Source organism: Burkholderia cenocepacia (assembly GCF_900446215.1).
In the GTDB taxonomy this organism is placed as follows: Bacteria; Pseudomonadota; Gammaproteobacteria; order Burkholderiales; family Burkholderiaceae; genus Burkholderia; species Burkholderia cenocepacia.
This window is the reverse complement of the sequence record NZ_UAQZ01000018.1, coordinates 312729-339194: the sequence shown is the minus strand read 5'-3', so window position 1 is coordinate 339194 and position 26466 is coordinate 312729. Positions and strand designations below refer to the sequence as shown.

General features: G+C 67.7%; 27 protein-coding genes, 1 tRNA gene and 1 pseudogene. 14 read left to right on the top strand and 15 right to left on the bottom strand.

Annotated features, from left to right (window positions below):
- Positions 1-972, bottom strand: a pseudogene (locus DTA15_RS38175) (IS3-like element ISBcen9 family transposase); the annotation flags it as partial.
- Positions 973-1201: 229 nt separating this feature from the next.
- Between DTA15_RS38175 and DTA15_RS38170 the strand changes: the two are divergent.
- Positions 1202-1873: a DUF2278 family protein gene (locus DTA15_RS38170; RefSeq protein ID WP_006488939.1), complete on the top strand. Its 672-nt coding sequence runs from the start codon at positions 1202-1204 to the stop codon at positions 1871-1873.
- A gap of 17 nt (positions 1874-1890) precedes the next feature.
- On the opposite strand, the gene DTA15_RS38165 is transcribed toward DTA15_RS38170, so the two are convergent.
- From DTA15_RS38165 to DTA15_RS38155, 3 genes are all read right to left on the bottom strand, one after another.
- Positions 1891-2346 (bottom strand): GNAT family acetyltransferase, encoded by a 456-nt coding sequence (locus DTA15_RS38165; protein ID WP_006488959.1) that lies wholly within the window; start codon positions 2344-2346, stop codon positions 1891-1893.
- A gap of 13 nt (positions 2347-2359) precedes the next feature.
- A complete protein-coding gene (locus DTA15_RS38160; RefSeq protein WP_006488944.1) occupies positions 2360-3544 on the bottom strand; it encodes an acetylornithine transaminase in 1185 nt (394 codons plus the stop codon).
- 292 nt (positions 3545-3836) lie between these two features.
- Positions 3837-4868, bottom strand: a complete 1032-nt coding sequence (locus DTA15_RS38155; RefSeq protein ID WP_006488970.1) for a CDP-6-deoxy-delta-3,4-glucoseen reductase — start codon at positions 4866-4868, stop codon at positions 3837-3839.
- A gap of 107 nt (positions 4869-4975) precedes the next feature.
- On the opposite strand from DTA15_RS38155, the gene DTA15_RS38150 reads away from it, so the two are divergent.
- Entirely contained in the window at positions 4976-6013 is a 1038-nt protein-coding gene (locus tag DTA15_RS38150; protein WP_012492821.1) for an NAD-dependent epimerase/dehydratase family protein, read from the top strand.
- On the opposite strand, the gene DTA15_RS38145 is transcribed toward DTA15_RS38150, so the two are convergent.
- Both DTA15_RS38145 and DTA15_RS38140 read right to left on the bottom strand, forming a co-directional pair.
- Complete coding sequence (locus tag DTA15_RS38145) at positions 5996-6184, bottom strand: hypothetical protein (protein WP_006482776.1); 189 nt, start codon at positions 6182-6184, stop codon at positions 5996-5998. The two genes, DTA15_RS38150 and DTA15_RS38145, sit on opposite strands and share 18 nt — an antisense overlap.
- Positions 6185-6289: 105 nt before the next feature.
- Entirely contained in the window at positions 6290-7006 is a 717-nt protein-coding gene (locus DTA15_RS38140) for a 16S rRNA pseudouridine(516) synthase (RefSeq protein ID WP_006482773.1), read from the bottom strand.
- Between the two features lie 115 nt (positions 7007-7121).
- Between DTA15_RS38140 and copC the strand changes: the two genes are divergently transcribed.
- The 4 genes from copC (at position 7122) to DTA15_RS38120 (ending at position 10119) form a co-directional block, all read left to right on the top strand.
- On the top strand, positions 7122-7496 hold the full coding sequence (gene copC, locus DTA15_RS38135; RefSeq protein WP_006482777.1) for a copper homeostasis periplasmic binding protein CopC: 375 nt from the start codon (positions 7122-7124) through the stop codon (positions 7494-7496).
- Positions 7497-7562: 66 nt separating this feature from the next.
- Positions 7563-8063 carry a DinB family protein gene (locus tag DTA15_RS38130; RefSeq protein WP_006482771.1) on the top strand — a complete coding sequence of 167 codons (501 nt, stop codon included), beginning with the start codon at positions 7563-7565 and terminating at the stop codon, positions 8061-8063.
- 180 nt (positions 8064-8243) lie between these two features.
- Positions 8244-9017: an SDR family oxidoreductase gene (locus tag DTA15_RS38125; RefSeq protein WP_006478064.1), complete on the top strand. Its 774-nt coding sequence runs from the start codon at positions 8244-8246 to the stop codon at positions 9015-9017.
- A 166-nt stretch (positions 9018-9183) separates the two neighbouring features.
- Positions 9184-10119: a LysR family transcriptional regulator gene (locus tag DTA15_RS38120; protein ID WP_006482774.1), complete on the top strand. Its 936-nt coding sequence runs from the start codon at positions 9184-9186 to the stop codon at positions 10117-10119.
- Between the two features lie 25 nt (positions 10120-10144).
- Here the strand turns inward: DTA15_RS38120 and DTA15_RS38115 are convergent, their stop codons facing one another.
- The gene (locus tag DTA15_RS38115) at positions 10145-11041 is read right to left on the bottom strand and encodes a LysR family transcriptional regulator (protein WP_034178368.1); all 897 of its coding nucleotides are present in this window, start codon (positions 11039-11041) and stop codon (positions 10145-10147) included.
- Positions 11042-11147: 106 nt separating this feature from the next.
- On the opposite strand from DTA15_RS38115, the gene DTA15_RS38110 reads away from it, so the two are divergent.
- A complete protein-coding gene (locus tag DTA15_RS38110) occupies positions 11148-12038 on the top strand; it encodes an alpha/beta fold hydrolase (protein ID WP_006492722.1) in 891 nt (296 codons plus the stop codon).
- 30 nt (positions 12039-12068) lie between these two features.
- Here DTA15_RS38110 and DTA15_RS38105 read toward each other — a convergent pair whose 3' ends face one another.
- Together DTA15_RS38105 and DTA15_RS38100 are read right to left on the bottom strand one after the other, a co-directional pair.
- Entirely contained in the window at positions 12069-12968 is a 900-nt protein-coding gene (locus DTA15_RS38105; RefSeq protein WP_006482977.1) for an SDR family oxidoreductase, read from the bottom strand.
- Between the two features lie 43 nt (positions 12969-13011).
- Positions 13012-13749 (bottom strand): SDR family oxidoreductase, encoded by a 738-nt coding sequence (locus tag DTA15_RS38100; RefSeq protein ID WP_006482981.1) that lies wholly within the window; start codon positions 13747-13749, stop codon positions 13012-13014.
- A 121-nt stretch (positions 13750-13870) separates the two neighbouring features.
- Between DTA15_RS38100 and DTA15_RS38095 the strand changes: the two genes are divergently transcribed.
- A complete protein-coding gene (locus DTA15_RS38095; protein WP_006482979.1) occupies positions 13871-14773 on the top strand; it encodes a LysR family transcriptional regulator in 903 nt (300 codons plus the stop codon).
- Positions 14774-14913: 140 nt separating this feature from the next.
- On the opposite strand, the gene DTA15_RS38090 is transcribed toward DTA15_RS38095, so the two are convergent.
- The 3 genes from DTA15_RS38090 to DTA15_RS38080 all read right to left on the bottom strand — a co-directional run bounded on the left by DTA15_RS38090 (position 14914) and on the right by DTA15_RS38080 (position 17273).
- Positions 14914-14998, bottom strand: a tRNA-Leu gene (locus DTA15_RS38090).
- 96 nt (positions 14999-15094) lie between these two features.
- Positions 15095-16261, bottom strand: a complete 1167-nt coding sequence (locus DTA15_RS38085) for an ABC transporter substrate-binding protein (RefSeq protein ID WP_006492726.1) — start codon at positions 16259-16261, stop codon at positions 15095-15097.
- Between the two features lie 70 nt (positions 16262-16331).
- Positions 16332-17273: a CysB family HTH-type transcriptional regulator gene (locus tag DTA15_RS38080; RefSeq protein WP_006478072.1), complete on the bottom strand. Its 942-nt coding sequence runs from the start codon at positions 17271-17273 to the stop codon at positions 16332-16334.
- A gap of 212 nt (positions 17274-17485) precedes the next feature.
- Here DTA15_RS38080 and DTA15_RS38075 point away from each other — a divergent pair, with 212 nt between their 5' ends.
- The 6 genes from DTA15_RS38075 (at position 17486) to cobA (ending at position 23669) form a co-directional block, all read left to right on the top strand.
- Complete coding sequence (locus tag DTA15_RS38075) at positions 17486-19165, top strand: nitrite/sulfite reductase (protein ID WP_006484802.1); 1680 nt, start codon at positions 17486-17488, stop codon at positions 19163-19165.
- A 25-nt stretch (positions 19166-19190) separates the two neighbouring features.
- Positions 19191-19733 (top strand): DUF934 domain-containing protein, encoded by a 543-nt coding sequence (locus tag DTA15_RS38070; RefSeq protein WP_006484805.1) that lies wholly within the window; start codon positions 19191-19193, stop codon positions 19731-19733.
- Positions 19730-20482, top strand: a complete 753-nt coding sequence (locus DTA15_RS38065) for a phosphoadenylyl-sulfate reductase (protein ID WP_006484803.1) — start codon at positions 19730-19732, stop codon at positions 20480-20482. The genes DTA15_RS38070 and DTA15_RS38065 overlap by 4 nt, the downstream gene beginning before the upstream one ends.
- Positions 20483-20557: 75 nt before the next feature.
- Positions 20558-21520, top strand: coding sequence for a sulfate adenylyltransferase subunit CysD (cysD, locus tag DTA15_RS38060; RefSeq protein ID WP_006478076.1), 963 nt, complete (start codon positions 20558-20560; stop codon positions 21518-21520).
- A 22-nt stretch (positions 21521-21542) separates the two neighbouring features.
- Positions 21543-22859, top strand: coding sequence for a sulfate adenylyltransferase subunit 1 (locus DTA15_RS38055; protein WP_006484806.1), 1317 nt, complete (start codon positions 21543-21545; stop codon positions 22857-22859).
- Positions 22860-22919: 60 nt separating this feature from the next.
- The gene (gene cobA, locus DTA15_RS38050; protein ID WP_006484807.1) at positions 22920-23669 is read left to right on the top strand and encodes a uroporphyrinogen-III C-methyltransferase; all 750 of its coding nucleotides are present in this window, start codon (positions 22920-22922) and stop codon (positions 23667-23669) included.
- 81 nt (positions 23670-23750) lie between these two features.
- On the opposite strand, the gene DTA15_RS38045 is transcribed toward cobA, so the two are convergent.
- The 3 genes from DTA15_RS38045 to lptF are packed head-to-tail and all read right to left on the bottom strand — an operon-like array spanning position 23751 to position 26408.
- The gene (locus DTA15_RS38045; RefSeq protein WP_006484798.1) at positions 23751-24134 is read right to left on the bottom strand and encodes a sirohydrochlorin chelatase; all 384 of its coding nucleotides are present in this window, start codon (positions 24132-24134) and stop codon (positions 23751-23753) included.
- Between the two features lie 27 nt (positions 24135-24161).
- Positions 24162-25310: an LPS export ABC transporter permease LptG gene (gene lptG / locus DTA15_RS38040; RefSeq protein WP_006484804.1), complete on the bottom strand. Its 1149-nt coding sequence runs from the start codon at positions 25308-25310 to the stop codon at positions 24162-24164.
- 3 nt (positions 25311-25313) lie between these two features.
- Positions 25314-26408 carry an LPS export ABC transporter permease LptF gene (lptF, locus tag DTA15_RS38035; protein ID WP_006484800.1) on the bottom strand — a complete coding sequence of 365 codons (1095 nt, stop codon included), beginning with the start codon at positions 26406-26408 and terminating at the stop codon, positions 25314-25316.
- Positions 26409-26466: the final 58 nt, after the last annotated feature.

Sequence of the window (26466 nt, the reverse complement as noted above, 5' to 3'; positions counted from 1 at the left end):
ATGATCTCCCCGTTGTACAGATCCAGCACTGGTGACAGATACAGCTTTGGCCACCTACGCTGAACTCGGTGATGTCGGTAACCCACTTCTCGTTCGGACGGGCGGCATGGAACTGGCGCTGGAGCAGATGCGGGGCCGTCTTGCACGTGTTGCCCCTATACGCACGGTACTTCTTGACCCGCACGCAGGACTTCAACTGCATCTTGCGCATCAGGCGTGCAACCGTCTTGTGGTTAATCATCTGCCCCAGACGGCGCAGCGCCAGCGTGATGCGTCGATAGCCATAGCGCCCCTTGTGCTGCTCGAACAGTGCTCGAATTTTCGCTTTCACACTCGCATGTCGATCGGGAGCGGCCAGCGCCTTGCACTGGTAATAAAACGTGCTGCGAGCCAGTCCGGCCACCCGGAGCAAGCCAGCCAGCGGGAATTGTTGCCTTAGCTCAAGCACTATTTGCGCTTTTTGCGCGGTACAGCCTGCGCCTGAACCAAGGCCCTCAGCTTTTTTAGATACGCGTTCTCCATGCGCAGGTAGTTCAGTTCCTGAAGCAGGTCCTCGCGGGTACGGGTATCCGTGCCATCGGTAGGGTTCAGAGGCTGAGCAGGCGGTGTTTTTGGCATTGCGGTTGGGCGGCGGCCTTTGGGCCTCGGCGCGAGGGCAGTCAAACCACCATCATCATAGCGGCGAGCCCATTCGAGCACCGCGCTCGGATTGCGAATATTGAACCGCGCCGCCGCTTCCTTGCTCGACACGCCATGCTCGCGCATGTGCTGAACAACTTTGAGCCTGAACGCCACATCGTATGAGTTGTACTTCCTACGCACGCCGTCCTTACCATGAGCCTGGTATGTGGCGTACCACTGGGAAACCGTCGAGTGACTCAAGCCATGCGTTCGCGCCACCGCGCGTATGGCTTCCCCCCCGATGCACCGCTTCACTACCGATAGCTTGAACTGCTCGGTATATCTCGCCATGAAAAAAACCCAAAAGTTGGCGTCCAACTTTTGGGGTTCAGTTCAGAAACCGTGACGGCTTTTTTTCGTCGTGCGCGATTCGCGTCGAACTGTGCGCGCAAAGGCGACTCCATTCGACTGTTGCACTGCGCAGGCTGCATCGCGTGCCGGCGACACCGCGGCCGGCCGTCGGCAAACCGACACACGGGCTGCGTAGCATCGATGACCCATCGGGACACGGAGAACACGCATGAGTCTGGACTACGGTTTCGTGAAGGCGAAGGTGACGTCGGTGGCGAAGCTGAAGGGCTCGCCGCACGGCAGCGAGATCCAGTATCACGTTCACCTGACGCTGGCGCTGCCGGCGGGCGACTGGGATGTCGCGATCAACGTCGGCACCAACGACGCGGACGACCTGCTGAACTACAAGCTCGTCTACGATTTCCACCATCCGGTCACGCAGACGCTCGCCGCCGCGGCCGAAGGCTATACCGATCTGACGGCGCAGACCGCGCTGCCCGCGCTCGACTACCTGCGCAGCGACATCCTGAACGAGACGGGCGCGTGGCGCGCGAGCGCGGTGATGGACGGCACCGAGCATCCGGAGCCGATCCCGTCGCTGCTGCGGCTGGTGAGCGCCGCGCAGTCGCAGGGCCTCGACGTCGTCGTGTTCGGACGCACCTATGCGCAAGGCAACGGCATCCACGACACGCACATGAACCAGGGCTCGACGGGCCCGCACTACCTGCATCGCGCGGGCGACGACCACAACGACCACAACGACGTGTGGCAGGACGGCGCGCTGCTGGTGCGCGTGAGCGAATCGCAGTGGGCCGCGTATTTCGCGGCGTTCGAGCAGCAGGCCGTGCCGACCGACGTGCTCGGCAATCCGCTGCCGGGCGCGGGGCCGATCACGCGCTGAATCGGCCGGCGGCGGTCTTACGCGGCCGGCAGCGTCTTGCCGAACGAGATGCGTTCCTCGACGCGATAGCCGAGCGCCGCATAGAAGCGGCATGCGTCGTCGTTGCCGGGCAGCACCTGCAGGTTGATCTTCAGGCAGCCGCGCGCGGCGAGCGCGCTTTCCGCATGCGCGATCAGCGCGCGGCCGACGCCGAGCCGGCGCGCGTCGTTCGCGACGCCGAACGAGTAGAGCCAGCCGCGATGTCCGTCGAAACCGGCCATCAGCGTGCCGACGACCCGCGCGCCGCTGGTCGCGACGAAGAACAGTTCCGGCTGGGTCGCGAGCTTCAGCTCGATCGATCGCAGCGGATCGCGGTGCGGCGGCGCACCGGCTTCGTCGTAGTGCGGGAACGCGTCGCGCCATACCGCGAGCACGGCATCGGTGTCGGCGCGTTCGAACGGGCGGATAGCGACAGCATCGGCGGCGGCATCCATCGCGGCGGTCTCCTTACAGCGTGTCGAGGATCGACCGCAGCATCGCCATCATCTGGTCGATTTCTTCGGTCGTCACGTTCAGCGCGGGCATGAAGCGCAGCAGGTTCGGGCGTGCGGCGTTCAGCAGCAGGCCGTCGGGCTGCATGTCGCGCGCCTTCTCGACGATTTGCGGGCCGATGTCCTTGCCGAGCAGCAGCGCGCGCAGCAGGCCTTCACCGCGTTCGCCCTCGAAGCCGCGCTCCTCCGACAGTTCGAGCAGCTTGCGCTTCAGGTATTCGCTGCGCGCACGCACGCCTTCGAGGAAGCCGGGCGCGACGAGCTGCGAGATCACCGAATAGCCGACCGCCGTCATCAGCGGGTTGCCGTTGTACGTACCGCCCTGGTCGCCGGCCTCGAACACCGCGACGTCGGCCTTCGACAGCAGCGCGCCGAGCGGTGCGCCGCCGCCGATGCCCTTCGCGAGCGTCATGACGTCCGGCTCGATGCCGGACAGCTCGTACGCGAACAGCGTGCCCGCGCGGCCACAGCCGCTCTGCACTTCGTCGACGATCAGCAGCAGGTTGTGCTGCTTCGTCAGCGCGCGCAGCGCCTGCATGAATTCGCGCGTCGCCGGAATCACGCCGCCTTCGCCCTGGATCGGTTCGAGCATCACGGCGACGGTCTTGTCGGTGATCAGCTTCTCGACCGACGCGATGTTGTTCAGCTCGGCCTTCGGGAAGCCCGGCACCTGCGGTGCGTAGATCGTGTCCCAGCCCGGCTTGCCGCTGGCCGACATCGTCGCGAGCGTGCGGCCGTGGAAGCTGTGGTCGAACGTGATGATCTCGTATGCGCCGTTCTTGAACTTGCGGCCCCACTTGCGCGCGAGCTTGATCGCGCCTTCGTTCGCTTCCGCGCCGCTGTTCGTGAAGAACACCTTGTCGAACACGCTGTGCTGCGTGAGCAGGCCCGCGAGCTTCGCCATCGGCTCGTTGTAGAACGCCGGCGACGGGTTCAGCAGCTTGTCGGCCTGCGTCTTCAGCGCCTCGACGATGCCGTCGTTGCAGTGGCCGAGGCTGTTGACGGCCCAGCCCTGGATGAAGTCCAGATAGCGCTTGCCCGTGTGATCGTAGAGCCACGAACCCTTGCCGTGCGTAAACACGATGTCGGGGCGGTTCGTGATGTACATCAGCGAGTCGATCGGATAATCGTTCAGGGGCATGGCAGCAGACTCCAGCGGGCGTTGAAAGGGAAACGGGCAATAAAAAAGCCACGGAAGGCCGTGGCTGGTGGGTCGAACAGCTTGTGCGTAACCGATGAAGCGGAGGAGGGTTACGCGCGAGTCCGTGACGAGCCGGCGGCATCCGGGCGGAGCGGCGAGCGGCGACGTCGGAGAGCGGACAGGAAGCGGTTCATGTGCGCAAGCATAAGGCATCCCGCGCCCCACTGTAAACCGCCGCGATGCCACGGATGTGACGCGGCGGCGCACGGCGGGGTGCGGTCGCGCCCGGTGTTCAGACCGGATGCGCGAGATCGGCGGCGCTCGTGAACGAGTCCGCGTAGAACTCGTCGGCCGACAGCGCGTGGTGCTGCGTGAAGTCGCGCTGCGCGGATTCGACCATCACCGGCGCGCCGCACGCGTACACCTGGTGGCCGGACAGGTCGGGCAGATCCTCGATCACCGCGCGATGGACGAAGCCGGTGCGGCCCGTCCACTGGTCGGCGTCGTCCGGCTCGGAAAGCACCGGCACGTACTTGAAGTTCGGGATCTCGCGCGCCCACTGCTCGGCGAGCTCGGCGAGGTAGATGTCCTTCTTGCGGCGCGCGCCCCAGTAAAGCGTCATCGGGCGCGTGATGCCCGAATGCTTCACATGCTCGATGATCGCCTTGATCGGCGCGAAGCCGGTGCCCGACGCGAGCAGCACGATCGGCTTGTCGGAGTCTTCGCGCAGGAAGAACGTGCCGAGCGGGCCTTCGAAGCGCAGGATGTCGCGCTCCTTCATCGCACCGAACACGTGGTCGGTGAACTTGCCGCCCGGCATGTGGCGGATGTGCAGCTCGATCGGGCCTTCCTCGTGCGGCGCGTTCGCCATCGAGTAGCTGCGGCGCGAGCCGTCCTTCAGGATGAATTCGACGTACTGGCCCGCGAGGTACTGCAGGCGTTCGTTGGCGGGCAACTGCAGCTTCACGACCATCACGTCGTCCGCCTTGCGTTCGAGCGCGGCGATCCGGCACGGCAGCTTCTTGACCTGCACGCCGTCGACGCCGGCGATCTCGCGCACGTCGATCTCGAGGTCGCATTGCGCCTTCGAGCAGCACAGCAGCGCCAGGCCGCGCGTGCGTTCGTCGTTGGACAGCGCCGACGCGGCGTGCGGGCCCTGTTCGATCTGGCCCGACACGATCTGGCCCTTGCAGGAGCCGCACGCGCCGTTCTTGCAGCCGTACGGCAGATGGACGTTCTGGCGCAGCGCGGCCGCCAGCACGGTTTCGTCCGACTCGACCTGGAATTGCCGGCCGCTTTGCTTGAGAGTGACGTTGAATGCCATAGAACCAAACTAGAACAAAATGGGGGGACCGTGCATGTCGCGCACGGCAGCTACAATGCAAAACCGCTGCGCGTCGCGCAACGGCGGCTACTGATTTCGCAACCAACATGATCGCGACACGAATCCTGCGCCGGCCGCGCGTACTGATCGTCGGCTGCGGCGACGTCGGCATGCGCTGCGTCGCGCAATGGCGTGACGCGCGCCGCAATCTGCGCATCCTCGCGCTGACGAGCCACCCGGCCCGCCGCGACGAACTGCGCGGCGCGGGCGCGACGCCGATCGTCGGCGACCTCGATCGCCCGGCGACGCTCGGCCGTCTCGCGGGCCTCGCCCGCACGATCCTGCATCTCGCGCCGCCGCCATCCGACGGCCGCGACGACCGGCGCACGCGTGCGCTGATCGCCGCAACGTCCATGCCCGCGCGTCGGCCGGCGGCACCGCCGGCCCCGGCGGTCGGCCGGCTCCGAACGCTGCGCACCGCGGCCCGACAGGCCGGCGCGCCCGTTCGGGCAGCGCGTATTGTACCCGACGGTCTTCGCGCGCCGACGCTCGTCTACGCCAGTACGACGGGCGTCTACGGCGACTGCGGCGGTGCGCGCATCGACGAAACGCAGCCGCTGCGCCCGGCGAATCCGCGCGCGTTCCGGCGCGTGTCGGCCGAGCGGCAACTGCGTGCGGCGACGGTGCGCGGCGTGCTGTCCGCGCGCATCGTGCGCATCCCCGGCATCTACGCGGCGAACCGCCTGCCGGTCGCGCGGCTCGAGCGCGGCACGCCGGCGCTCGAGCCGGCCGACGACGTGTACACGAACCACATCCACGCGGACGATCTCGCGGCGATCCTGCGTCGTGCGGCCGTGCGCGGCAAGCCGGCGCGCGTCGTGCACGCGTCGGACGACACGGAACTGCGGATGGGAGAGTATTTCGACCGGGTCGCGCAGGTGCTCGGCCTGCCGAGGCCGCCGCGCGTCAGCCGCGCGGACGCCGAGCGTCTGCTCGAGCCGACGCTGCTGTCGTTCATGCGCGAGTCGCGGCGCCTGTCCAACGCACGGCTCAAGGCCGAATTGTGCGTGACGTTGCGCTATCCGACCGTAGACGATTTCCTTCAAACGCTCGCGCCGGGCAGCGCGTCAGGTGAGCGCCGGTAACGCCTCGATCAGCAGGAAGCACAGCAGCGCACCGATCAGCGCGCCGATCAGGTTCGGGTGATATTTGTGCTTCAGATGCATCGCGGCCAGCAGGCCGCCGATCACGATGACGCCGATGATCGCGAACGCGATCATCACGGACGACAGTTCGAAAGAATGGTCGATGTTCATGATGTCTCCCCTGCATCGCTGCTCTTGCAGCTTGTGATTTCAGTATAGCGGGGGAACCTGCGGCAAAGAGGCGGCCGGACACCGAACGGTCGTGCGGATTTTCCCTTACAGGGTTTTGACGGGATTGCGCAGTGCGGCAAGGTCGGCTTCGTCGAGCCAGCGCCATGCGCCGGGCGCGAGGTCGGCCGGCAGCGTGAAGCCGCCGATGCTTTCGCGATGCAGCAATTCGACGCGGTTGCTCGCCGCGGCGACCATCCGCTTGACCTGGTGGTACTTGCCTTCGAGGACGGTCAGCGCGAGCGCGTGCGGGGCGCGGGCGTCGGCCGCGACGGCCGCGATCGGCTTCGGCTCGCCGTGCAGTTGCACGCCGGTGCGCAGCGCGTGCAGTTGCGTGTCGTCGAGCGGGTGGCGCACGGTCGCGACGTAGGTCTTCGGCACCTTGCGCTTCGGCGACGTGTACGCGTGCACGAACTGGCCGTCGTCGGACAGCAGCAGCAGGCCGGTCGTGTCCTGGTCGAGCCGGCCGACGCACTGCACGCCGCGCGCGACGAGCGGCGCGGGCAGCAGGCTGAACACGCTCGCATGGTGCTGCGGATCGCGCGAACACTCGTAGCCGGCCGGCTTGTTGAGCGCGAGATACGCACGCGCATGGAACGGCCATGCCGCATCGTCGACCGAGAACACGAGGCCGTCGGTGTCGAACGCGGCGTCCGGGTCGGTCGCGGCGGCGCCCGCGACGGCGACGCGGCCGGCTTCGATCAGGCCGCGGCACTGGCGACGCGAGCCGAAGCCCTGGGTGTAGAGAATGCTTTCGAGATCCATAGCGCGCGCATTCTATCAAGCACCGGCGCCCGGCCGGCATGAACGCGCGTGCGCTGGTAAGCTGCCGGAACGCTGCGCGGTGCGCGGCGCCCCGTTCATTCTTCACGGAAAGTCCATGCCTTTCGATTCGTTCCCGGTCGGCCGACACGTTGCCGCCGTCATCGTGGCCGCAACCGTTTCGTCGGCCGCGTTCGCGCACGCGCATCTCGCGCACAGCGACCCGGCGGCGGGCGCGGCGCTGGCTGCCGCACCGGCCGCCGTCACGATCGACTTCACCGAGCCGCTGGAGCCGGCATTCAGCTCGATCGTCGTCGTCGACGGCGCCGGCAAGACGGTGTCGGACGGCCGCGCACGCATCGACGCGTCGAACCGCAAGCGGATCACGGTGCCGCTCGCGGCGCCCGGTACGGGCGCGTACACGGTGAAGTGGGTGGCCGTCGCGACCGACGGGCATCGCACGCAGGGCGCGTACGGCTTCAGCGTGAAGTGACGCAACGGCGGCGGCAGGTCCGTGCCAAGGTTGCCGCCCGCCTTCATCCGACAGGGAGTCTCCCGCATGAATCCGACGACGCTCGACGCACTCGCCGATTTTCCCCGTCAGCTCGAAGCGCATTTCGCGGCCGTGCCCGACGGCTATGCGCGCTGGACCCCCGACGACTGGTCCGGCATGCCGAGCGAGCATTTCTCGCCGCTCGGGCAACTCTGCCATGTGCGCGACATCGAGATCGACGGCTATCACGTACGGCTGCGACGCATGCTCGACGAAGACCGGCCGCTGCTGGTCTCGATCGACGGCGACGCACTCGCGATCGAGCGGCGCTACGACGACGCGTATGCGTCCGACGTGCTCGCGGCGATTCGCGACGCACGACGCGAGACGCTAGCGCTGCTGTCGCGCCTCACGCCCGAACAGTTCGCGCGTACCGGCGAGTTCGACGGCTACGGTTCGCTGACCGTGCGCGGGCTGGTCCATTACCTGTGCAGCCACGATCAGCAGCACCTGGCCGGCATGCAGTGGCTGCTCGGCAAGATCGACGCGGCGCTGTACGCGCGCTGAGTCGGCCGGCGCTCGCGCATTGGCATACCGGAATCCGGCGCCGCCGTCGGTGCGGCACGCCACATTGCGCGGCTCGGATTGGATCGGTTTTCTGGATAATCCATCCAGCCGCAGCCGGCTGATCGAGCGGGCGCGGATGCCTACACTCCTAGCTTCGTCCAACGAAAAAAGGAGTCAACCGTGGCAACTCATACGCTCGCAGACAAGGTCGTCCTGATCGCAGGCGGGGCAAAGAATCTCGGTGGCCTGATCGCCCGGGACCTGGCGGGCCACGGCGCGAAGGCGGTGGCGATTCACTACAACAGCGCGGCATCGCAGGCGCAGGCCGAGGAGACCGCCGCGGCGGTCCGTGCGGCTGGCGCGGAAGCCGCGACGTTCCAGGCGGACCTGACGACGGCCGCCGCGGTCGAGAAGCTGTTCGACGACGCGAAGCAGCGCTTCGGCAAGATCGACATCGCGATCAACACGGTCGGCAAGGTGCTGAAGAAGCCGTTCACCGAGATCAGCGAGGCCGAGTACGACGAGATGTTCGCGGTCAACAGCAAGTCGGCGTTCTTCTTCATCAAGGAAGCAGGCCGGCATCTCGAGGATCACGGCAAGCTCGTCACGCTCGTGACGTCGCTGCTCGGCGCGTTCACGCCGTTCTACGCGGCGTACGAAGGGTCGAAGGCGCCGGTCGAGCACTTCACGCGCGCGGCGTCGAAGGAGTACGGCGCGCGCGGGATCTCGGTGACGGCCGTCGGGCCGGGCCCGATGGACACGCCGTTCTTCTATCCGGCCGAAGGCGCCGACGCGGTCGCGTATCACAAGACGGCCGCCGCGCTGTCGCCGTTCAGCAAGACGGGGCTGACCGACATCGAGGACGTCGTCCCGTTCATCCGCCATCTGGTGACCGACGGCTGGTGGATCACCGGCCAGACGATCCTGATCAACGGCGGCTACACGACCAAGTAACCGGGCCGCTCGCGGGCCGCGCGGCGCACCGCACTGGCGCGTTTGCGTGGACAATGGACGGGCGCGCAGCCACGAGGCCGCGCGCCCGTTTTCTCTGTGCCGCCGAAGCCGGTCGCGATGCGCGGCGGCCGGCGGTGACCGTCGTTCGAACCCGGGTTTCCCGCCGATGGACAAGCTGGATCAGGTCAGGATCTTCCTGCAGGTTGCCGAGATGGGCAGCTTCATCAAGGCCGCGCATGCGCTCGACGCGCCGCGCGCGACCGTGTCGGCGGCCGTCCAGCAACTGGAGACGGCGCTCGGCACGCGTCTGTTGCACCGTACGACGCGCCAGGTGCAATTGACTGCCGACGGCGCGCTGCTGCTGGAGCGCGGTCGGCGCCTGCTCGCGGAGGCCGATGAACTCGACCGCCTGTTTCGGCGCCGCGACCACGACGTGGTCGGGCGGCTGAACGTCGACGTGCCGAGCCGGATCGCGCGGCGCGTCGTGGCGCCCGCGCTGCCGTCGCTGTTTCGCCGCTATCCGAAGCTGCAGCTGTCGCTCGGCTCCACGGACCGCTCGATCGACCTCGTGCAGGAGGGCGTCGATTGCGCGATTCGCGTCGGGCGGCTCGCGGACAGCAGCCTCGTCGTGCGGCCGCTCGGGCAGTTCACGCTGATCAACTGCGCGAGCCCCGACTACCTGCGCGAGTGCGGCGTGCCCGAGCATCCGGACGCGCTCGCGCACGGGCACTGGGCGATCGGCTATGCGTCCCCGACGACGGGGCGCGAACTCGGCTGGGAATACTGCGCGGACGGGCAGCGGCGCGTGCTGACGCTGCCGAGCCGCGTGATCGTCAACAACGCCGAAACCTATATCGCCAGCTGCATCGCGGGCATGGGGCTGATCCAGATTCCGCGCTTCGACGTCGAGCATCTGCTGGCAAGCGGCGCGCTCGTCGACGTGATGCCCGGCCATCGCGCCGAGCCGATGGACGTGTCGGCCGTGTATCCGCACCGCCGGCACCGGTCGAGGCGGCTCAATGCGTTCATCGAATGGTTCGGGGAACTGATGGCCGATGCGCTGACGGGGACCGGCGAAGCAGCGAGTTCGGACGGCGACTGACCGGCAGGCCGGCGCGCGCGGCTCTTCAGTCGGGCTGCGTGGCGAACCGCCGGTCGCGCCCGATGTCCCGCACGGCCTCGATCAACGCCGCGCCGGGGCCGTCCGGTTTCGCCGCGAACGCATGGAAGCGCGCGGCCGGCAGCGCCGGCAAGCCGTCCTGCGGCCCGCATTCGCGCAAGCCGTCGCGCAGCTGGCTGCGCGCCAGCGCGGTGACCGCGAAGCCGGCGAGCGCGGCCGACACGCAACCGGCCATGCTGCCGCTTTCGAACAGTACGCGAAACGGCCGCAGCGCGGCGGCGAGCGCCGCGACGGCGGCTTCCCGATAGACGCACGGCTGCGGAAACAGCGCGAGCGGCACTTCGCCGCCTGCGTCGAGCGGGCGGTCCGCTGCGAACGCCCACACGAGCGGCTCTTCCCACAGCAGCTCGCCCGGCGCGTCGACCTGCCGGCACTGCTTGCCGAATACGACGTCGAGCCGGCCGAGCATCTGCTCGCGCAGCAGCGACGCGGTGATCCCGACCTTCAGCTCGATCGACGTGTGCGGGTGGCGGTCGCGGAACGTGCGCAACACGTGCGGCAGCCACGCGCCGGCGAAGTCCTCCGACGCGCCCACCCGCAACGGTCCGTGCGCCGGCGCGCCGCGCAGCCGCGCGCGCACCTCCCGCTCCATGTCGACGATGTTGCGCGCGTAGGCGTACAGCGTGTCGCCGGCCGGCGTGAGCGCGATACGGCGCGTCGTGCGCGCCAGCAGCACGGTGCCGGCGGCCTGTTCGAGCCGCTTGATGTGGCCGCTGACGGCGGACGGCGTCAGCGCAAGGCGCTCGGCGGCCGGCGCGAACCCGCGGCGGTCGACGACTTCGAGAAAGGTGCGCAGCAGTGCGATGTCGAGCGCGGTCGACGCGGGATCGGTCGGCGGTTCCATGGATCGATTCGACGCGAAATATGAGGAATGAATCATGATACTCCGTGAATCGTGATGAAAGACCGGCCTACCATCGTAGGTTCAGGCTGACCTCACGGAGTACACGATGACGACCTATGCGCATGCGGCCACCGCGTCGCTCGATATTGCCTATCTGGAATGGAACCCGCGCGGCGAACGCGCGGCCGTGCTGCTGCACGGCTGGCCGGACAGCCCGGTCGGCTGGGAAGCGGTGGCCGCGGCGCTCGCCGCACGCGGCTACCGCGTGCTCGCGCCCGCGTTGCGCGGCTTCGCGCCGACGCGCTTTCGCGACGCGTCCGTGCCGCGCAGCGGCCAGCTCGCGGCGCTCGGGCGCGACCTGCTCGAATTCGTCGATGCGCTCGGCATCGAGCGGCCGCTGCTGGTCGGGCACGACTGGGGCGCCCGCGCGGCCGCGAACGCGTGCGGGTTGCGCGACGGTGTCGCGTCGCACCTCGTGATGCTGTCGGTCGGGTACGGCACCAACGATCCCGCTCAGCCGCTGTCGCTGCAGCAGGCGCGCAACTACTGGTATCACTGGTTCATGGCGACGCCGCGCGGCGAGCAGGCGCTGCGCGACGACCGCCGTGCGTTCGCGCGCCTGATGTGGGATACGTGGTCGCCGCCGGGCTGGTATCGCGACGGCGATTTCGACGCGGCGGCCGTTGCGTTCGACGGACCCGACTGGATCGACGTCGTGCTGCATTCGTACCGGCAGCGCTGGGGCTTCGCGCCGGGCACGCCGGCCTATGCCGACGACGACGCGCGGCTGAACCCGGCGCCCGTGCTGGCGGTGCCGACGCTCGTGCTGCACGGCGGCGCGGACACCTGCAATCATCCGGACAGCTCGTCCGGGCGCGAGCGGTTCTTCTCCGGGCGCTACGAGCGGCAGGTGCTCGACGGAATCGGGCACTTCCCGCAGCGTGAATCCGCGGCGGCGGTCGCGGACGCGATTCTCCGGTTCTGCGGGCGCGGGTGACGCGCGCCGGCCGGCCCGGCGCGCGAAGGATCAACCGCCGGCGCGCGGCGCGAGCAGGTCGGCGAGCCCGATGTTCCTGAACATCTCGCGGCGGATGCGATCGCCGACGCGGAACACTTCCTCGGCGCCGTCCTGCGACGGATCGACGAACACGCGGTAGGGGCGCTTGCCGGCCGGCGCCGCGACGAGCTCGGCAATCGCCGTGGCGACGGCGCCCGCGTCGGCGTCCGCCGGTTCGAGCGCGGCGAGACCGCGCAACGCCTGATCGGCGACGCCCCCGTACGGCCCGCTGTCGTAGGCGGCCTGCACGGCGGTATCGGCCGGCTTGCCCGCATGGAGGAAGTGATTCGTGCCCCGGGTGAACGCGCCCGGCACGACGATCGACGTTTCGATGCCCCAGCGGGCGAGTTCGGCGGCGTAGGACACGGCGAGCGAATCCATCGCGGCCTTTGCGGCGAAGTAGGGCGCGAGGAACGGCGGGGTGCCGCCGCGCGCCGACGAGGACGATACCCAGACGAGCAGGCCGCGGCGCTGGCCGCGCAGGTGCGGCAGCGCCGCGCGGTTCACGCGTTGGGTCGACACGACATTGACGTCGTAGAGCTGCGCAAGCTGTTCGGGCGTGAACGCTTCGGCCGGCCCGAACACCATGTGGCCGGCGTTGTGGACGACGACGTCCAGACGGCCGTGGTCGGCGATCACGCGCTCGATGGCGGCGTCGACCGACGCATCGTCGCCGACGTCGAGTTCGAGGCTGCGCAGGTCGACGCCGTGTTCTTGCGCATAGGCCGCGACGGCGGCGGCGCGCGGCGCGTTGCGCCCGGCGCTCTCGCGCATCGACGCGTAGACCGTGTGACCGGCGCGGGCGAGCGCCTGGGCCGTCAGCAAGCCGAAGCCGCTGGACGCGCCGGTGACGAGGACGACTTCCTTCATGAGCGATCTCCTGGCGGAAAGAGAGGGTGGCAGCGAGCGGCCGTCAGCACATGCCGCCGTTGGCGCGCAGGATCTGGCCGTTGATCCACGCACCGTCCGGGCCGGCGAGGAACGCGACGACGCGCGCGATGTCGTCTGGCTGGCCGAGCCGCTCGAGCGGGTTCAGCTTCGCGAGCCGGTCGACGAGTTCCGGGCTCTTGCCCTGCAGGAACAACTCGGTCGCGACCGGTCCCGGCGCGACGGCATTCACGCGGACGCCGCGCCCGCGCATTTCCTGCGCGAGCACTTGCGTGAGGCTTTCGACCGCTGCCTTGCTGGCGACGTACACGCCGTAAGTCGGCATGCGCATGCCGATCACGCTGGTCGACAGGTTGATGATGCGTCCGCCGTCGCGCACCCGCTTTGCCGCTTCGCGGCAGACGTTGAAGGTGCCCTTCACGTTGATGGCGAACGTTTCGTCGAAGAGCGCATCGTCGCAGTCGGCGATGGTCGCGAGCTTCATCACGCCCGCGGAATTGACCACCACATCCAGACCGCCGAATGCGTCGCGGGCGGCGTCGAACAGCGCGGCCACGGCCGCCGGGTCGGCGACGTTCGCCTGCACCGCGACGGCATGGCCGCCGTCGGCCACGATCGCGTCGACCACTTCGCGGGCCGGGCCGGCGCTGCCGGCATAGTTGACGACGACCCGGAAGCCGTCCCGGGCGAGTTGGCGGGCGATTTCCGCGCCGATGCCGCGCGACGAACCCGTGACGAGGGCGACCTGTTCCGATGTGTTCATGTCCTGCTCCTGGTGAATGGATGAATGCCGTTCGATCCGGCGACAGGGACAAATGTAGGCTTCTGCGATCAATAAAAATAATGAATAATGCTCAGTCAATACATGACTGAAAGTATGTCTTATGGCATTCGACAGCAGGCTTCTGAGCGGAATCGGCGTGCTCTCGGCGGTGATCGAGGCGGGCACCTTCGCGCGTGCCGGGGAGGCGATGGGCCTGACGCAGCCGGCGGTGAGCCGTGCCGTCGCGCGGCTGGAAGAGCGGGTCGGCATCCGGATCTTCAACCGGACGGCGCGCGCGATCACGTTGACCGACGAAGGGCGGCGCTTCTACGAGGCGGTCGCGCCGCTGCTGGCCGGCATCGAGGACGCGGCGATCGACGCCGGCCGATCGAAGGCACGCGTCAGGGGGCGGCTGCGGGTCAACGTGGACGGCACGTTCGGCCACTACGTGCTGGCGCCGAGGATGGCGGAGTTTCTCGACCGCTTTCCCGACCTGTCCGTCGAGATCAGCGTGCGCGACCGGATGGGCGACCTCGTCGCCGACGGATTCGACGTGGCCGTGCGCTTCGGCGTGCCCGAGCCGTCGTCATACCGTGCGCGGCTACTGCTCGAGACGCGCGTGCTGACCTGCGCATCGGCGGCCTATGTCGAGCGTCACGGCGAACCGCGTCATCCGCGCGATCTCGCGCACGGGCATCGTTGCGTGCTGATCCGCGACCCGGTAACGGGGCGGCCGTACGAATGGGAATTTCATCGGGGCAAGGAGGTGGTGCCGTTCGATGCCGGTGGACGATTGATGGTCAACGATACGGGCGGCCTGCTCGGCGCGTGCGTCGGTGGCGCGGGCATCGCGCAATTGCTGGAACTCTACGCGCGGGACATCGTTGCCGACGGGAAACTGGTCCTGCTGCTGCCGGAGTGGACGGACGAGACATTTCCGCTCTACGCGTATCACCACGCGTCGAACCTCGTGGCCGCGAAGGTGCGGGTGTTTCTCGACTTCGTCCGCGAGTTGACGGTCTGAGCGTATCGTGGGAGGGAGATCGGCGGCAGGCCACCGTCGGTCGCCCGGTGCGGGGCGGAACGCGCGGCAAAAATAAAAAACCCGCGAAGCGGCAGCTTGCGCGGGTTTCGACAGATGCAGCGCGTGACGCTGCGAAATACTGGTGCCCAGGGCCGGAATCGAACCGGCACGCCTTGCGGCGGGGGATTTTGAGTCCCCTGCGTCTACCAATTTCACCACCTGGGCTTGATCCTGGCCGCGCATGCGGTGGTGCGCGGCGAAACGCGGATTATGGCGGAAATCCGGATGCCGGGCAAGCTGCGCCGATGCCCGGCACGCACATTACTGGCTCAGGTAGACGAAGCGGCCCTGTTTCACGATCCCCATCACGCTCGCGCGCTGATCGAGCCCCACATGATCCTTGTCGCTCGTGTTGACGACGCCGTTCGGTACGACCAGCTCATGCGCGCGTTCCAGCTCGCGGCGCAGCGCCGCGCGAAACGCCGGCGTGCCGGGCTGCGCGGCTTTCAGCGCGCGGCCGACCGCGTCGGCGAGGCGCGGGTACACGCCCGCCGCATCGCCCGCGAACTGCGTGACGGTGCCGGCGCCGTACTTCGCCTCGTACGCATCGACGAACGCGAGCGCGGCCTGGCGGGCCGGGTGGTCGGCCGGCAGCGTGCGCGCGACGACCACCGGCTGGGTCGGGAACAGCGTCCCGTCGACGTCCTTGCCGCCAAGCTTGATGAATTCCGGCGTCGCGATCCCGTGCGTCTGGTAGATCGGCCCCTTGTAGCCGCGCTCGATCAGCGTGCGCTGCGGCAGCACGGTCGGCGTGCCCGCGCCGGCGATCAGGATCGCGTCGGGCTTCGCCGCGATCAGCTTCAGCGCCTGGCCCGTGACGCTCGCGTCGGTGCGGTTGAAGCGCTCGGTCGCGATCACGCGGATCTTGCGCAGGTCCGCGAAGCGCGTGAATTCGTTGAGCCAGCTGTCGCCGTAGCTGTCCGCGAAGCCGATGAAGCCGACCGTCTTCACGCCGTGGTTGGCCATGTAGCGCGTCATCACGTCGGCCATCGCGCGGTCGCTCTGCGCCATCTTGAACGCCCAGGTCCGCGCGCCTTCCTGCGGCTCGACGATCGAGCCGGAGCCGACCAGCGTGATCATCGGCGTCTGCGCGGCGGCCACCGCGTCGAGCGCCGCGAGCGCGGCCGGCGTGATGTTCGGGCCGACCACGACGTCGACGTGATCCTCGTCGACCAGCTTGCGGATGTTGCGCACCGCGGCGCCCGGGTCGGATGCGTCGTCGAGCACCGTGACCTGCACGGGCTGTCCGGCAATCGTCTTCGGCCACATCAGGATCGCGTTCTTGCTCGTGATGCCGATCGCGGCGGCCGGGCCGGTCGACGACAGGTCGACGCCGACCTTCAGGTCGGCATGCGCGGCCGCGCATGCCAGCACGAGGGCGGCGCCGGTGGCGAGGCGGGTGCGGCGCAACAGGGCGGGACGCGTCATGCGGGAATCTCCATCTCCGTCGGGCAACGAAAAGGGGCGCAATGCGCGCCCCCGTGTTCATACCTGTCCGTCAAAGCTCGTACGATTCGGCTTCGCCCTTGAGCGCCTGCTCGATCAGCTTGCGGTTCAGCGTCGGCGACAGCAGTTCGACGAGCGTATACACATAGCTGCGCAGGTAGGCGCCCTGCTTGAGCGCGACGCGCGTCACGTTGCTGCCGAACAGGTGGCCGACCGGAATCAGCCGCAGGCCGCGGTCGCGCTCGGGGTTGAACGCGATGTCGGCCATGATGCCGACGCCGAGGCCGAGCTCGACATAGGTCTTGATCACGTCGGCGTCGATCGCCTCGAGCACGATGTCCGGCGACAGCCCGCGCAGCGCGAACGCATGGTTGATCTTCTTGCGGCCAGCGAACGCGTCGTCGTACGTGATCAGCGGGTACTGCGCGAGATCGTCCAGCGTGACCGGCTTGCGTTCGAGCAGCGGGTGGTCGGCCGGCACGACGGCCGCGTGGTGCCACTGGAAGCAGGGCAGCGACACGAGTTCCTTGTAGTCGGAGATCGCCTCGGTCGCGATCGCGAGATCGGCCTGGTCGTGGATCACCATCTCGGCCACCTGCGTCGGGCTGCCTTGCAGGATCGACAGGTGCACCTTCGGGAAGCGCTTCTTGAACTCGGCGATCGCGGCCGGCAGCGAGTAGCGGGCCTGCGTGTGGGTCGCCGCGATGGTCAGGTTGCCCTGGTCCTGCGCCGCATAATCCTTCCCGACCCTTTTGAGGCTTTCAACCTCCTGAAGAATCCGCTCGACCGACGCGAGGATGATCCGGCCCGGCTCGGTGAGCGAGCGCACGCGCTTGCCGTGCCGCGTGAAGATCTCGACGCCCAGCTCGTCCTCGAGCTCGATGATCGCCTTCGATACCCCCGGTTGCGACGTGTAGAGCGCCTTGGCGGCCTCGGTGAGGTTGAAATTCTGCCGGACGGCCTCGCGCACGAAGCGAAATTGGTGCAGGTTCATTTATAACCCTTCCGCATATCAACAGAATTTTTTAGTCGTTTGAAATATAAGGCGAGTTTATTACGATTCACCGGAGTTTTTCAAATATGGATATCTGTTTTCGTCATTAGCAATCCAGCCGGCAGCGGATGCGGCGGTGCGGCGGAACGGAGATTCGGGCGCGACGTGGCTAGGACGTCGCGCGGTCACCACGAAAACCCTGGGGTCCCCGAATGTATCAGTACGACCAATACGACCAGACGATCGTCGACGAGCGAGTCGCGCAGTACCGCGATCAGGTGCGCCGCCGGCTGTCGGGCGAGTTGAGCGAAGACGAATTCCGTCCGCTGCGTCTGCAGAACGGCCTGTACATGCAGCGCCACGCGTACATGCACCGCATCGCGATTCCGTACGGCAACCTGCGCAGCGACCAGCTCCGGATGCTGGCGCGCATCGCCCGCGAACACGACCGCGGCTACGGCCATTTCTCGACGCGCTCGAACATCCAGTTCAACTGGGTGCAGCTCGAAGAGACGCCCGAGATCCTCGCGAAGCTCGCGTCGGTGCAGATGCACGCGATCCAGACGTCGGGCAACTGCATCCGCAACATCACGGCCGACCAGTTCGCCGGCGTCGCGCAGGACGAAGAGATCGATCCGCGCCCGTGGGCCGAGATCCTGCGCCAGTGGTCGACGTTCCACCCCGAATTCGCGTGGCTGCCGCGCAAGTTCAAGATCGCGGTGTCGGGCTCGAAGCGTGACCGTGCGGCCGTGCAGATCCACGACCTCGGCGTGTACCTGAAGAAGAACGCGCAGGGCGAAGTGGTCGCGAGCATCCTCGCGGGCGGCGGCCTCGGCCGTACGCCGATCATCGGCGCGGTGATCAAGGAAGACCTGCCGTGGCAGCACCTGCTCACGTACTGCGAAGCCGTGCTGCGCGTGTACAACCGTTACGGCCGCCGCGACAACCTGTACAAGGCGCGGATCAAGATCCTCGTGAAGGCGCTGTCGCCGGCGAAGTTCGCGCAGCAGGTCGAGGAAGAATGGCAGCACCTGAAGGACGGCCCGTCGACGCTCACGCAGGCCGAGCTCGATCGCGTGTCGCAGTACTTCAAGCCGCCGGTCTACGAGAAGCTGGCCGACACCGACGCGTCGTTCGAACAGCACCTGCTCGAGAACAAGGCGTTCGCGCGCTGGGTCGAGCGTAACGTCGCGCCGCACAAGGTGCCCGGTTACGCAGCCGTCACGCTGTCGCTGAAGGATCACCGCGTGGCGCCGGGCGATGCGACCGACGCGCAGATGGATCTGGTCGCCGACTGGGCCGACGCGTACTCGTACGGCGAGCTGCGCGTGTCGCACGAGCAGAACCTGATTCTCGCGAACGTGAAGAAGCGCGACCTGTTCGCGCTGTGGGAAAAGGCGAAGGCGGCCGGTTTCGCGACGCCGAACATCGGCCTGCTGACCGACATCATCGCGTGCCCGGGCGGCGACTTCTGCTCGCTCGCGAACGCGAAGTCGATCCCGATCGCGCTGGCGATCCAGCAGCGTTTCGACGATCTCGACTACGTGTACGACCTCGGCGAACTGTCGCTGAACATTTCCGGTTGCATGAACTCGTGCGGTCACCACCACGTCGGCAACATCGGCATCCTCGGCGTCGACAAGGACGGCGCCGAGTGGTACCAGGTGTCGCTCGGCGGCGAGCAGGGCACGGGCCAGAACGGCGCGCGCCTCGGCCGCGTGATCGGGCCGTCGTTCTCGGCCGAGGAAGTGCCCGACGTGATCGCGAAGCTGATCGATACGTTCGTCGAGGCGCGCCTCGACGGCGAGCGCTTCGTCGACACGTACGACCGCATCGGCATCGCGCCGTTCAAGGAGCGCGTGTATGCGGCGCGCCAGGCAGTGAACGCGTAACCAACCGGGTAGAAGGAATTTGCAGATGGCTTCGATTATCAAGAACCGCGCAGTGATCGACGATGCATGGCAGGTCATGCGCGCGGCGGAAGACGGTGCGCTGCCCGCGGTCGACGCGTTGCCGGCCGGCAAGGTGCTGGTGCCGTTCGCGTTGTGGCAGGCCGAGCGTGCCGCGCTCGTCGCCGCGAAGACGAAGGACGAACTCGGCGTGTGGCTCGCGCCGGACAGCGAGCCGGCCGATCTCGTGGCCGACTTCGACGCGATCTCGCTGATCGCGGTGGATTTCCCGCGCTTCGCGGACGGCCGCGGCTACAGCATCGCGCGCCTGCTGCGCGAGCGTCATGGCTGGACCGGCGAGCTGCGCGCGATCGGCGACGTGCTGCGCGACCAGTTGCTGTACATGTCGCGTTGCGGCTTCGACGCGTTCGCGGTGCGTGCCGACAAGGACATCCACGACGCGCTGAATGCGTTCACCGAATTCACGCAGCGTTACCAGGGCGCATTCGACGAGCCGGCGCCGCTGTTCCGCCGCCGCGAGGCCGCGTCCGACGCCAAGGTGAACGCATGAGCACCGCGACCGCCACCGCGCTGACGCCGGAACTCGCCGCGAAGGTCGAGCGCCTCGACGCGCTGCTCGCGCAGATCGGCGAGCGTCACGACAAGGTGAAGTTCGCGAGCAGCCTCGCCGCGGAAGACATGCTGCTCACGCACGCGATCCTGTCGAAGGGCGTGCCGATCGGCATCTTCTCGCTGAACACGGGCCGCCTGCACGCGGAAACGCTCGGCATGATCGACCGGGTGCGCGAGCGCTACGGCTACGAGATCGAGCAGTTCCATCCGCAGCAGGACGCGGTCGACCGGTACGTTGCCGAGCACGGCCTGAATGCGTTCTACGAGAGCGTCGAGCTGCGCAAGTCGTGCTGCCACATCCGCAAGGTCGAGCCGCTGAACCGTGCGCTGGCCGACGTCGGCGCGTGGGTGACGGGCCAGCGCCGCGAGCAGTCGGTCACGCGCGCGGAGCTGCACGAGGAAGAACAGGACGAAGCGCGCGGGATCGCGAAGTACAACCCGCTCGCCGACTGGACGGAAGCCGACGTGTGGGCGTACCTTAAGGCGTTTGACGTGCCGGTCAATCCGCTGCATGCGCGCGGCTACCCGAGCATCGGCTGCGAGCCGTGTACGCGTGCGATCCGCCCCGGCGAGGACAGCCGCGCGGGCCGCTGGTGGTGGGAGTCGCGCGACACGAAGGAATGCGGGCTGCACATCACGACGATCACGCCGATTCCCGCGAATGCCGAAGCCGGCGCCGCGCACTGAAAGCCGACAAGAAACTGAATATTGCGTCGCCCGCGACAGCGGGCGGCACGAACCCAGAAGAGAAGGACTGAAATCATGAGCACGACGCTCGAGCAATCCGCCTTTGCCCCGCCCACCGGCGCCGACAGCCGCATGGGCCACCTCGACTGGCTCGAAGCCGAGTCGATCCACATCCTGCGCGAACTGGTTGCCGAATGCAGCAAGCCGGCACTGCTGTTCTCGGGCGGCAAGGACTCGGTCGTCGTGCTGCACCTCGCGCTGAAGGCGTTCGGCCTCGGCGCGAACCGCAAGACGACGCTGCCGTTCCCGCTCGTGCACATCGACACGGGCCACAACTACGAGGAAGTGATCGACTTCCGCGACCGCCGTGCGCAAGAGCTCGGCGCCGAGCTGGTGGTCGGCCACGTCGAGGATTCGATCAAGCGCGGCACGGTCGTGCTGCGCCGCGAAACCGATTCGCGCAACGCCGCGCAGGCCGTCACGCTGCTGGAAACGATCGAGCAGCACGGTTACACGGCGCTGATCGGCGGCGCGCGCCGCGACGAAGAGAAGGCGCGCGCGAAGGAGCGCATCTTCTCGTTCCGTGACGAATTCGGCCAGTGGGACCCGAAGGCGCAGCGCCCGGAGCTGTGGAGCCTGTACAACGCCCGCCTGCACAAGGGCGAGCACCTGCGCGTGTTCCCGATCTCGAACTGGACCGAGCTCGACGTGTGGCAGTACATCGCGCGCGAGAACCTCGAATTGCCGTCGATCTACTACGCGCACCAGCGCGAGATCGTGCGCCGCAACGGGCTGCTCGTGCCGGTCACGCCGCTCACGCCGATGCGTGACGGCGAGACGAGCGAGCTGGCGCAGGTGCGCTTCCGCACGGTCGGCGACATCAGCTGCACGTGCCCGGTCGAGAGCGACGCGGACGACGTCGAGAAGATCATCGCCGAGACGGCGGTGACCGAGATCACCGAGCGCGGCGCGACCCGGATGGACGATCAGGCCTCCGAAGCCGCGATGGAACAGCGCAAGAAGCAAGGTTATTTCTGAAGCACACGAGGACATTCACATCATGAGCATCATCGAGAACACCGAAGACCTCGGCGTGTTGCGCTTCATCACCGCGGGCAGCGTCGACGACGGCAAGAGCACGCTGATCGGCCGCCTGCTGTACGACAGCAAGGCCGTGCTGTCCGATCAGCTGTCCGCGCTGTCGCGCGCGAAGAACAAGCGCACGGTCGGCGACGAACTGGACCTCGCGCTGCTGACGGACGGTCTGGAAGCCGAGCGCGAGCAGGGCATCACGATCGACGTCGCGTACCGCTACTTCGCGACCGCGAAGCGCAAGTTCATCATCGCCGACACGCCGGGCCACGAGCAGTACACGCGCAACATGGTGACGGGCGCGTCGACCGCGCACGCGGCGATCATCCTGGTCGACGCGACGCGCATCACGGTCGAGAACGGCGTCGTGCAACTCCTGCCGCAGACCAAGCGCCACAGCGCGATCGTCAAGCTGCTCGGGTTGCAGCACGTGATCGTCGCGATCAACAAGATGGACCTCGTCGACTACAGCGAGGCGCGCTTCAACGAGATCCGCGACGCGTACGTCGCGCTCGCGAAGCAACTCGGCCTGACCGACGTGCGCTTCGTGCCGGTGTCGGCGCTCAAGGGCGACAACATCGTCGGCGCGAGCGAGCGCATGCCGTGGTACGCGGGCGAGCCGCTCCTCGACGTGCTCGAATCGCTGCCGGTCGAGACGCAGGCGCATGACGCGCTGCGCTTCCCGGTGCAGTGGGTCGCGCGCCAGGACGGCAGCTCGGCCGACGATTTCCGCGGCTACATGGGCCGGATCGAGTCGGGCGAAGTGAAGGTCGGCGACGAGATCGTCGTGCTGCCGTCGAACCGCACCGCGACGGTGGCCGAGATCGTCGCGCCGGTGCCCGGCGGCACCGCGGCGGTTGCGCACGCGTTCGCGGGCCAGACCGTGACGATCCGTCTCGAACAGGATGTCGACGTGTCGCGCGGCGACATGCTCGTCACGACCGCCGAGCCGGTCGAGCCGGCCAAGAAGCTCGAGGCCGACCTGTGCTGGTTCGACGAGGCGCCGCTGTCGCCGCAGCGCAAGTACCTGCTGAAGCAGACCACCAGCACGGTGTTCGCGAAGATCGGCGCGGTCAAGCAGGTGCTCGACGTGCATACGCTGTCGCACGCGACCGACCGTCAGGAACTGAAGATGAACGACATCGGCCGCGTGGCGCTGACGCTGCAGAAGCCGATCGTCTGCGACACCTACGATGCGCATCCCGGTACGGGCGCGTTCGTGCTGATCGACGAGGCGACCCACCACACGGTCGCCGCGGGCATGATCCGCGCGTTCTCGGCGTAATCGTCAATCGGCGCGGCGGCGAACCGGCCGCCGCGGCAGGACCCTAACGAAGCGACAAACATGGGCAAGGTGTATCTGATCGGAGCAGGGCCGGGCGCCGCGGACCTCATCACGGTGCGCGGCATGCGGCTGCTCGAGCAGGCCGACGTCGTGCTGCACGACGCGCTCGTCGAGCCCGCGATGCTCGACTATGCGCCGAACGCGCGCAAGATCGCGGTCGGCAAGCGCTGCGGGCAGCGCTCGACCGCGCAGCATTTCATCAACAAGCAGATCGTCGACGCGGCGCGCGAGCACGCGTGCGTCGTGCGGCTGAAGGGTGGCGATCCGATGCTGTTCGGCCGCGCCGAAGAGGAAATGCGCGCGCTCGAGGCGGCCGGCATCGACTACGAGGTCGTGCCGGGCATCACCGCGGCGCTGGCCGGCGCGGCGACGCTCAAGCGTTCGCTCACGTTGCGCGGCGTGTCGCGCAGCGTCGCGTTCGCGACGCACAGCCGCGCGCCGGGCAGCGACGAGATCCGCGAAGCCGCGCGTGCCGATTCGATCGTCTACTACATGGGCCGCGACAGCGCGCCCGGCATCGCGCAGGAACTGATCGACGCCGGCCGTGCGCCCGCGACGCCGGTGGCGATCGTCGAGGCCTGCAGCACCGCGCGCGAACGCACGCTGACGCTCACGCTCGCGCAGATGGCGGCCGGCGACGCGCAGGCGTGGCTCGATCCGGCGGAACCGAGCCTGCTGATGATCGGCGATGCATTCGCCGAACGCGCACGGCTGGCGCAGGCGGGTGCTCCGGTGCGCAATGCCGCCTGAGCGCGGCTCGAACGCGGTCCGAAACGAAAAAAGCGCTGGCAACCGCCAGCGCTTTTTCTTTGGCTGCGCGGAAAGCGCGGCCTACGCGTCGCCGCCGAGTTGCCCGACGCAATAGCGCGCGACCGCGTCGAGCACGCCGTCGTCTTCGCCGACGGCCGTCGCGCAGCGGATCTCGACGCCCGGATGCGCGGCGCGGCATGCGTCGACGAGCTGCGGCAGGTCGCGGCGGACATGGCCGCCCTGGCCGAAGAATACGGGCACCACGGTGATGCGCGTGCAGCCGGCCGCGACTTGCGCGGCCACGGCGTCACCGAGCGACGGCGTCATCAGTTCGAGGAAGGCGAGCGACACCTGCGCGGCAGGGGAGCCGGCGCCGCGCAGCCGCGCGGCCAGCCGCTCGAACGGCTCGGCCCAGCGCGGGTCGCGGGCGCCGTGGCCGAACAGGACGATACCGTGCGAATGCATGTCGAAGCCTCCGTCGCGACGCGGCGCTCAGTGCCGGTCGACCCACTTGAGCGCGAACAGGCCGAGCGCGAGATAGATGAGGCCCGGCGTCGCCGCGGTGAGCGGCGCGGGCCACGTATTCAGCGTGCCGATGTGCGAGAACAGCGTGTTGAGCAACTGGAAGCTCATGCCGAGCATGATGCCGCCGAACACCTTCACGCCGACCACGCCGGCGCGCGTATGCAGGTACGCGAACGGCAGCGACAGCACGAGCATCACGAACACCGCGAACGGATACAGCAGCTTGCGCCACAGTGCGATGTCGTAGCGCTGCGTGTCCTGCTGGTTCTCGCGCAAGTGCTGGATGTAGCGGAACAGGTTGATGATCGACATGCGCTCCGGCGACACGAGCAGCACCGACAGGATCTGCGGCGTCAGGTCGGAGCGCAGCCGGTATTCGGGCAGCGACACCTGCTGCGACCGGTACACGGGGTTCAGCGCATCGGCCGGCTGGCCGCTGATCGGCTTGATCGGCGTCAGCTCCGTCTCGGTGACGCCCTTCAGCAGCCAGTGGCCGGGCGGCTCGTAGCGGCCCGTCTGCGCGATGCGCACGTTCTGCAGCTGGAATTTCGAGTCGAATTCGTAGATGCGCACGTTGCTGATCGTCGAGTCGGGCGACAGGCTGCCGACGTTGACGAAGCGCGTGACCTGCTCGCCGTTCTCGCGGGCCGCGAGCGTGTCCTTCACCCACACGCCCGACTGGAAGTTCGACGACACCGATGCGCCGAGCGCCTGCAGCCGCACGCGTTCGGACAACTGGTCGGCGTACGGGCCGACGAATTCGCCGATCAGGTAGGTGACGATCACGAGCGGCACGCCGATCTTCAGCAGCGAGCGCAGCGCCTGGTTGGTCGCGAGGCCCGACACGCGGAAGATCGTGAATTCCGAGTTCGCGGCCATCTGCGCGAACACGTAGATCGCGCTGATCAGCGCGGCGACCGGGATGATCTCGTAGAAGCGCGACGGCGTCTGCAGCGCGACGCGCAGCACCGCGTAACCGAACTTGTAGTTGCCGTGCCCGACCGAGTTCAGCTCGCTGATCAGGTCGAAGAAGAAGAACAGACCCGAGAACGCGAACAGGATGAAGATGAACGTGATGTAGATCTGTCGCGCGAAGTACTTTTCATAGAGCCGCATCGATCATGCTCCCGAGCGGCCGAACAGCGCGCGTGTCAACAACGGACGATTGCGCACGCGCAACCAGAAAATGAACGCGACGATCGCCGCGACGATGACGTGCAGCCCGACGAGCCCGACGCCGAACGACATCTTGCCCTGCTCGATCTGCGCCTGCACGACGTTCAGCAGGTTCGAGTACGTGAGGTAGATCAGCACGGCCATCACGAGGTTGATCGTGCGGCTGCGGCGCGGGTTCTGGTACGAGAGCGGGATGCCGAGCACCATCAGGTTGATCGCGATCAGCGGCAGCCCCGCGCGCCACGCGAATTCCGCAAGGTTGTCGCGCGTCGGGTTGCGCAACAGGTCGGGCGTGGGCGTGCTGTTGGTGGTCTGCACGTTGGTGACGGGCTTGCTCGTGATCTTCACGCCGTAGCGCTCGAACTCCATGATCTTGAAGTTCGGCTGGCCGGGCGTGCCGTCGTAGCGGCGGCCGTCCTCGAGGACGACGAAGCGATCGCCGTCCTTCGAGGTTTCCGTATGGCCCGTCTGTGACACGACCACGTTGACCTTGCCGTTTTCCGTCGACGTGACGAACACGTTCTGGACCTTGCTCTGGTCCGGCGACATCTTCTCGATGAAGAACACACGATGGTTCGCGGCCGATTCGCGGAACTGGCCCGGCGCGAGCAGCGAGATTTCGTCGCGCTGCTGGAAGCGCGCCTTGATCATCTTGCTCTGCTGGTTCGACCACGGCCAGCCGACGAACGCGAAGAAGGTGATCAGCAGGATGATCGGCGCGGCGAACACGCCGATCGGCTTGATGAGGCGCGTGAGGCTCACGCCGGACGCGAGCCACACCACCATTTCGGAGTCCCGGTACCACCGGGTCAGCACGAACAGGATCGACACGAACAGCGTGACGACGAGCATCACGGCGAGATAGCCGATCACGGTCAGGCCGATCAGCACGAGCACGTCCCGCGGATCGATTTCGCCGGACGCGGCGTAGCCGACGATGCGAATCATCATCGTCGTGAGCATGATCGTGAGCAGCACCATGAACACGGCGCCAGCCGTATACGCAAGCTCGCGCTGGAGGGAGCGTTCGAAGATCATTCTTGATGAGAAGAGGGCGGGAGGCTGCGCACGCGTGGTGGAGCGCTCGCGCCGCCAC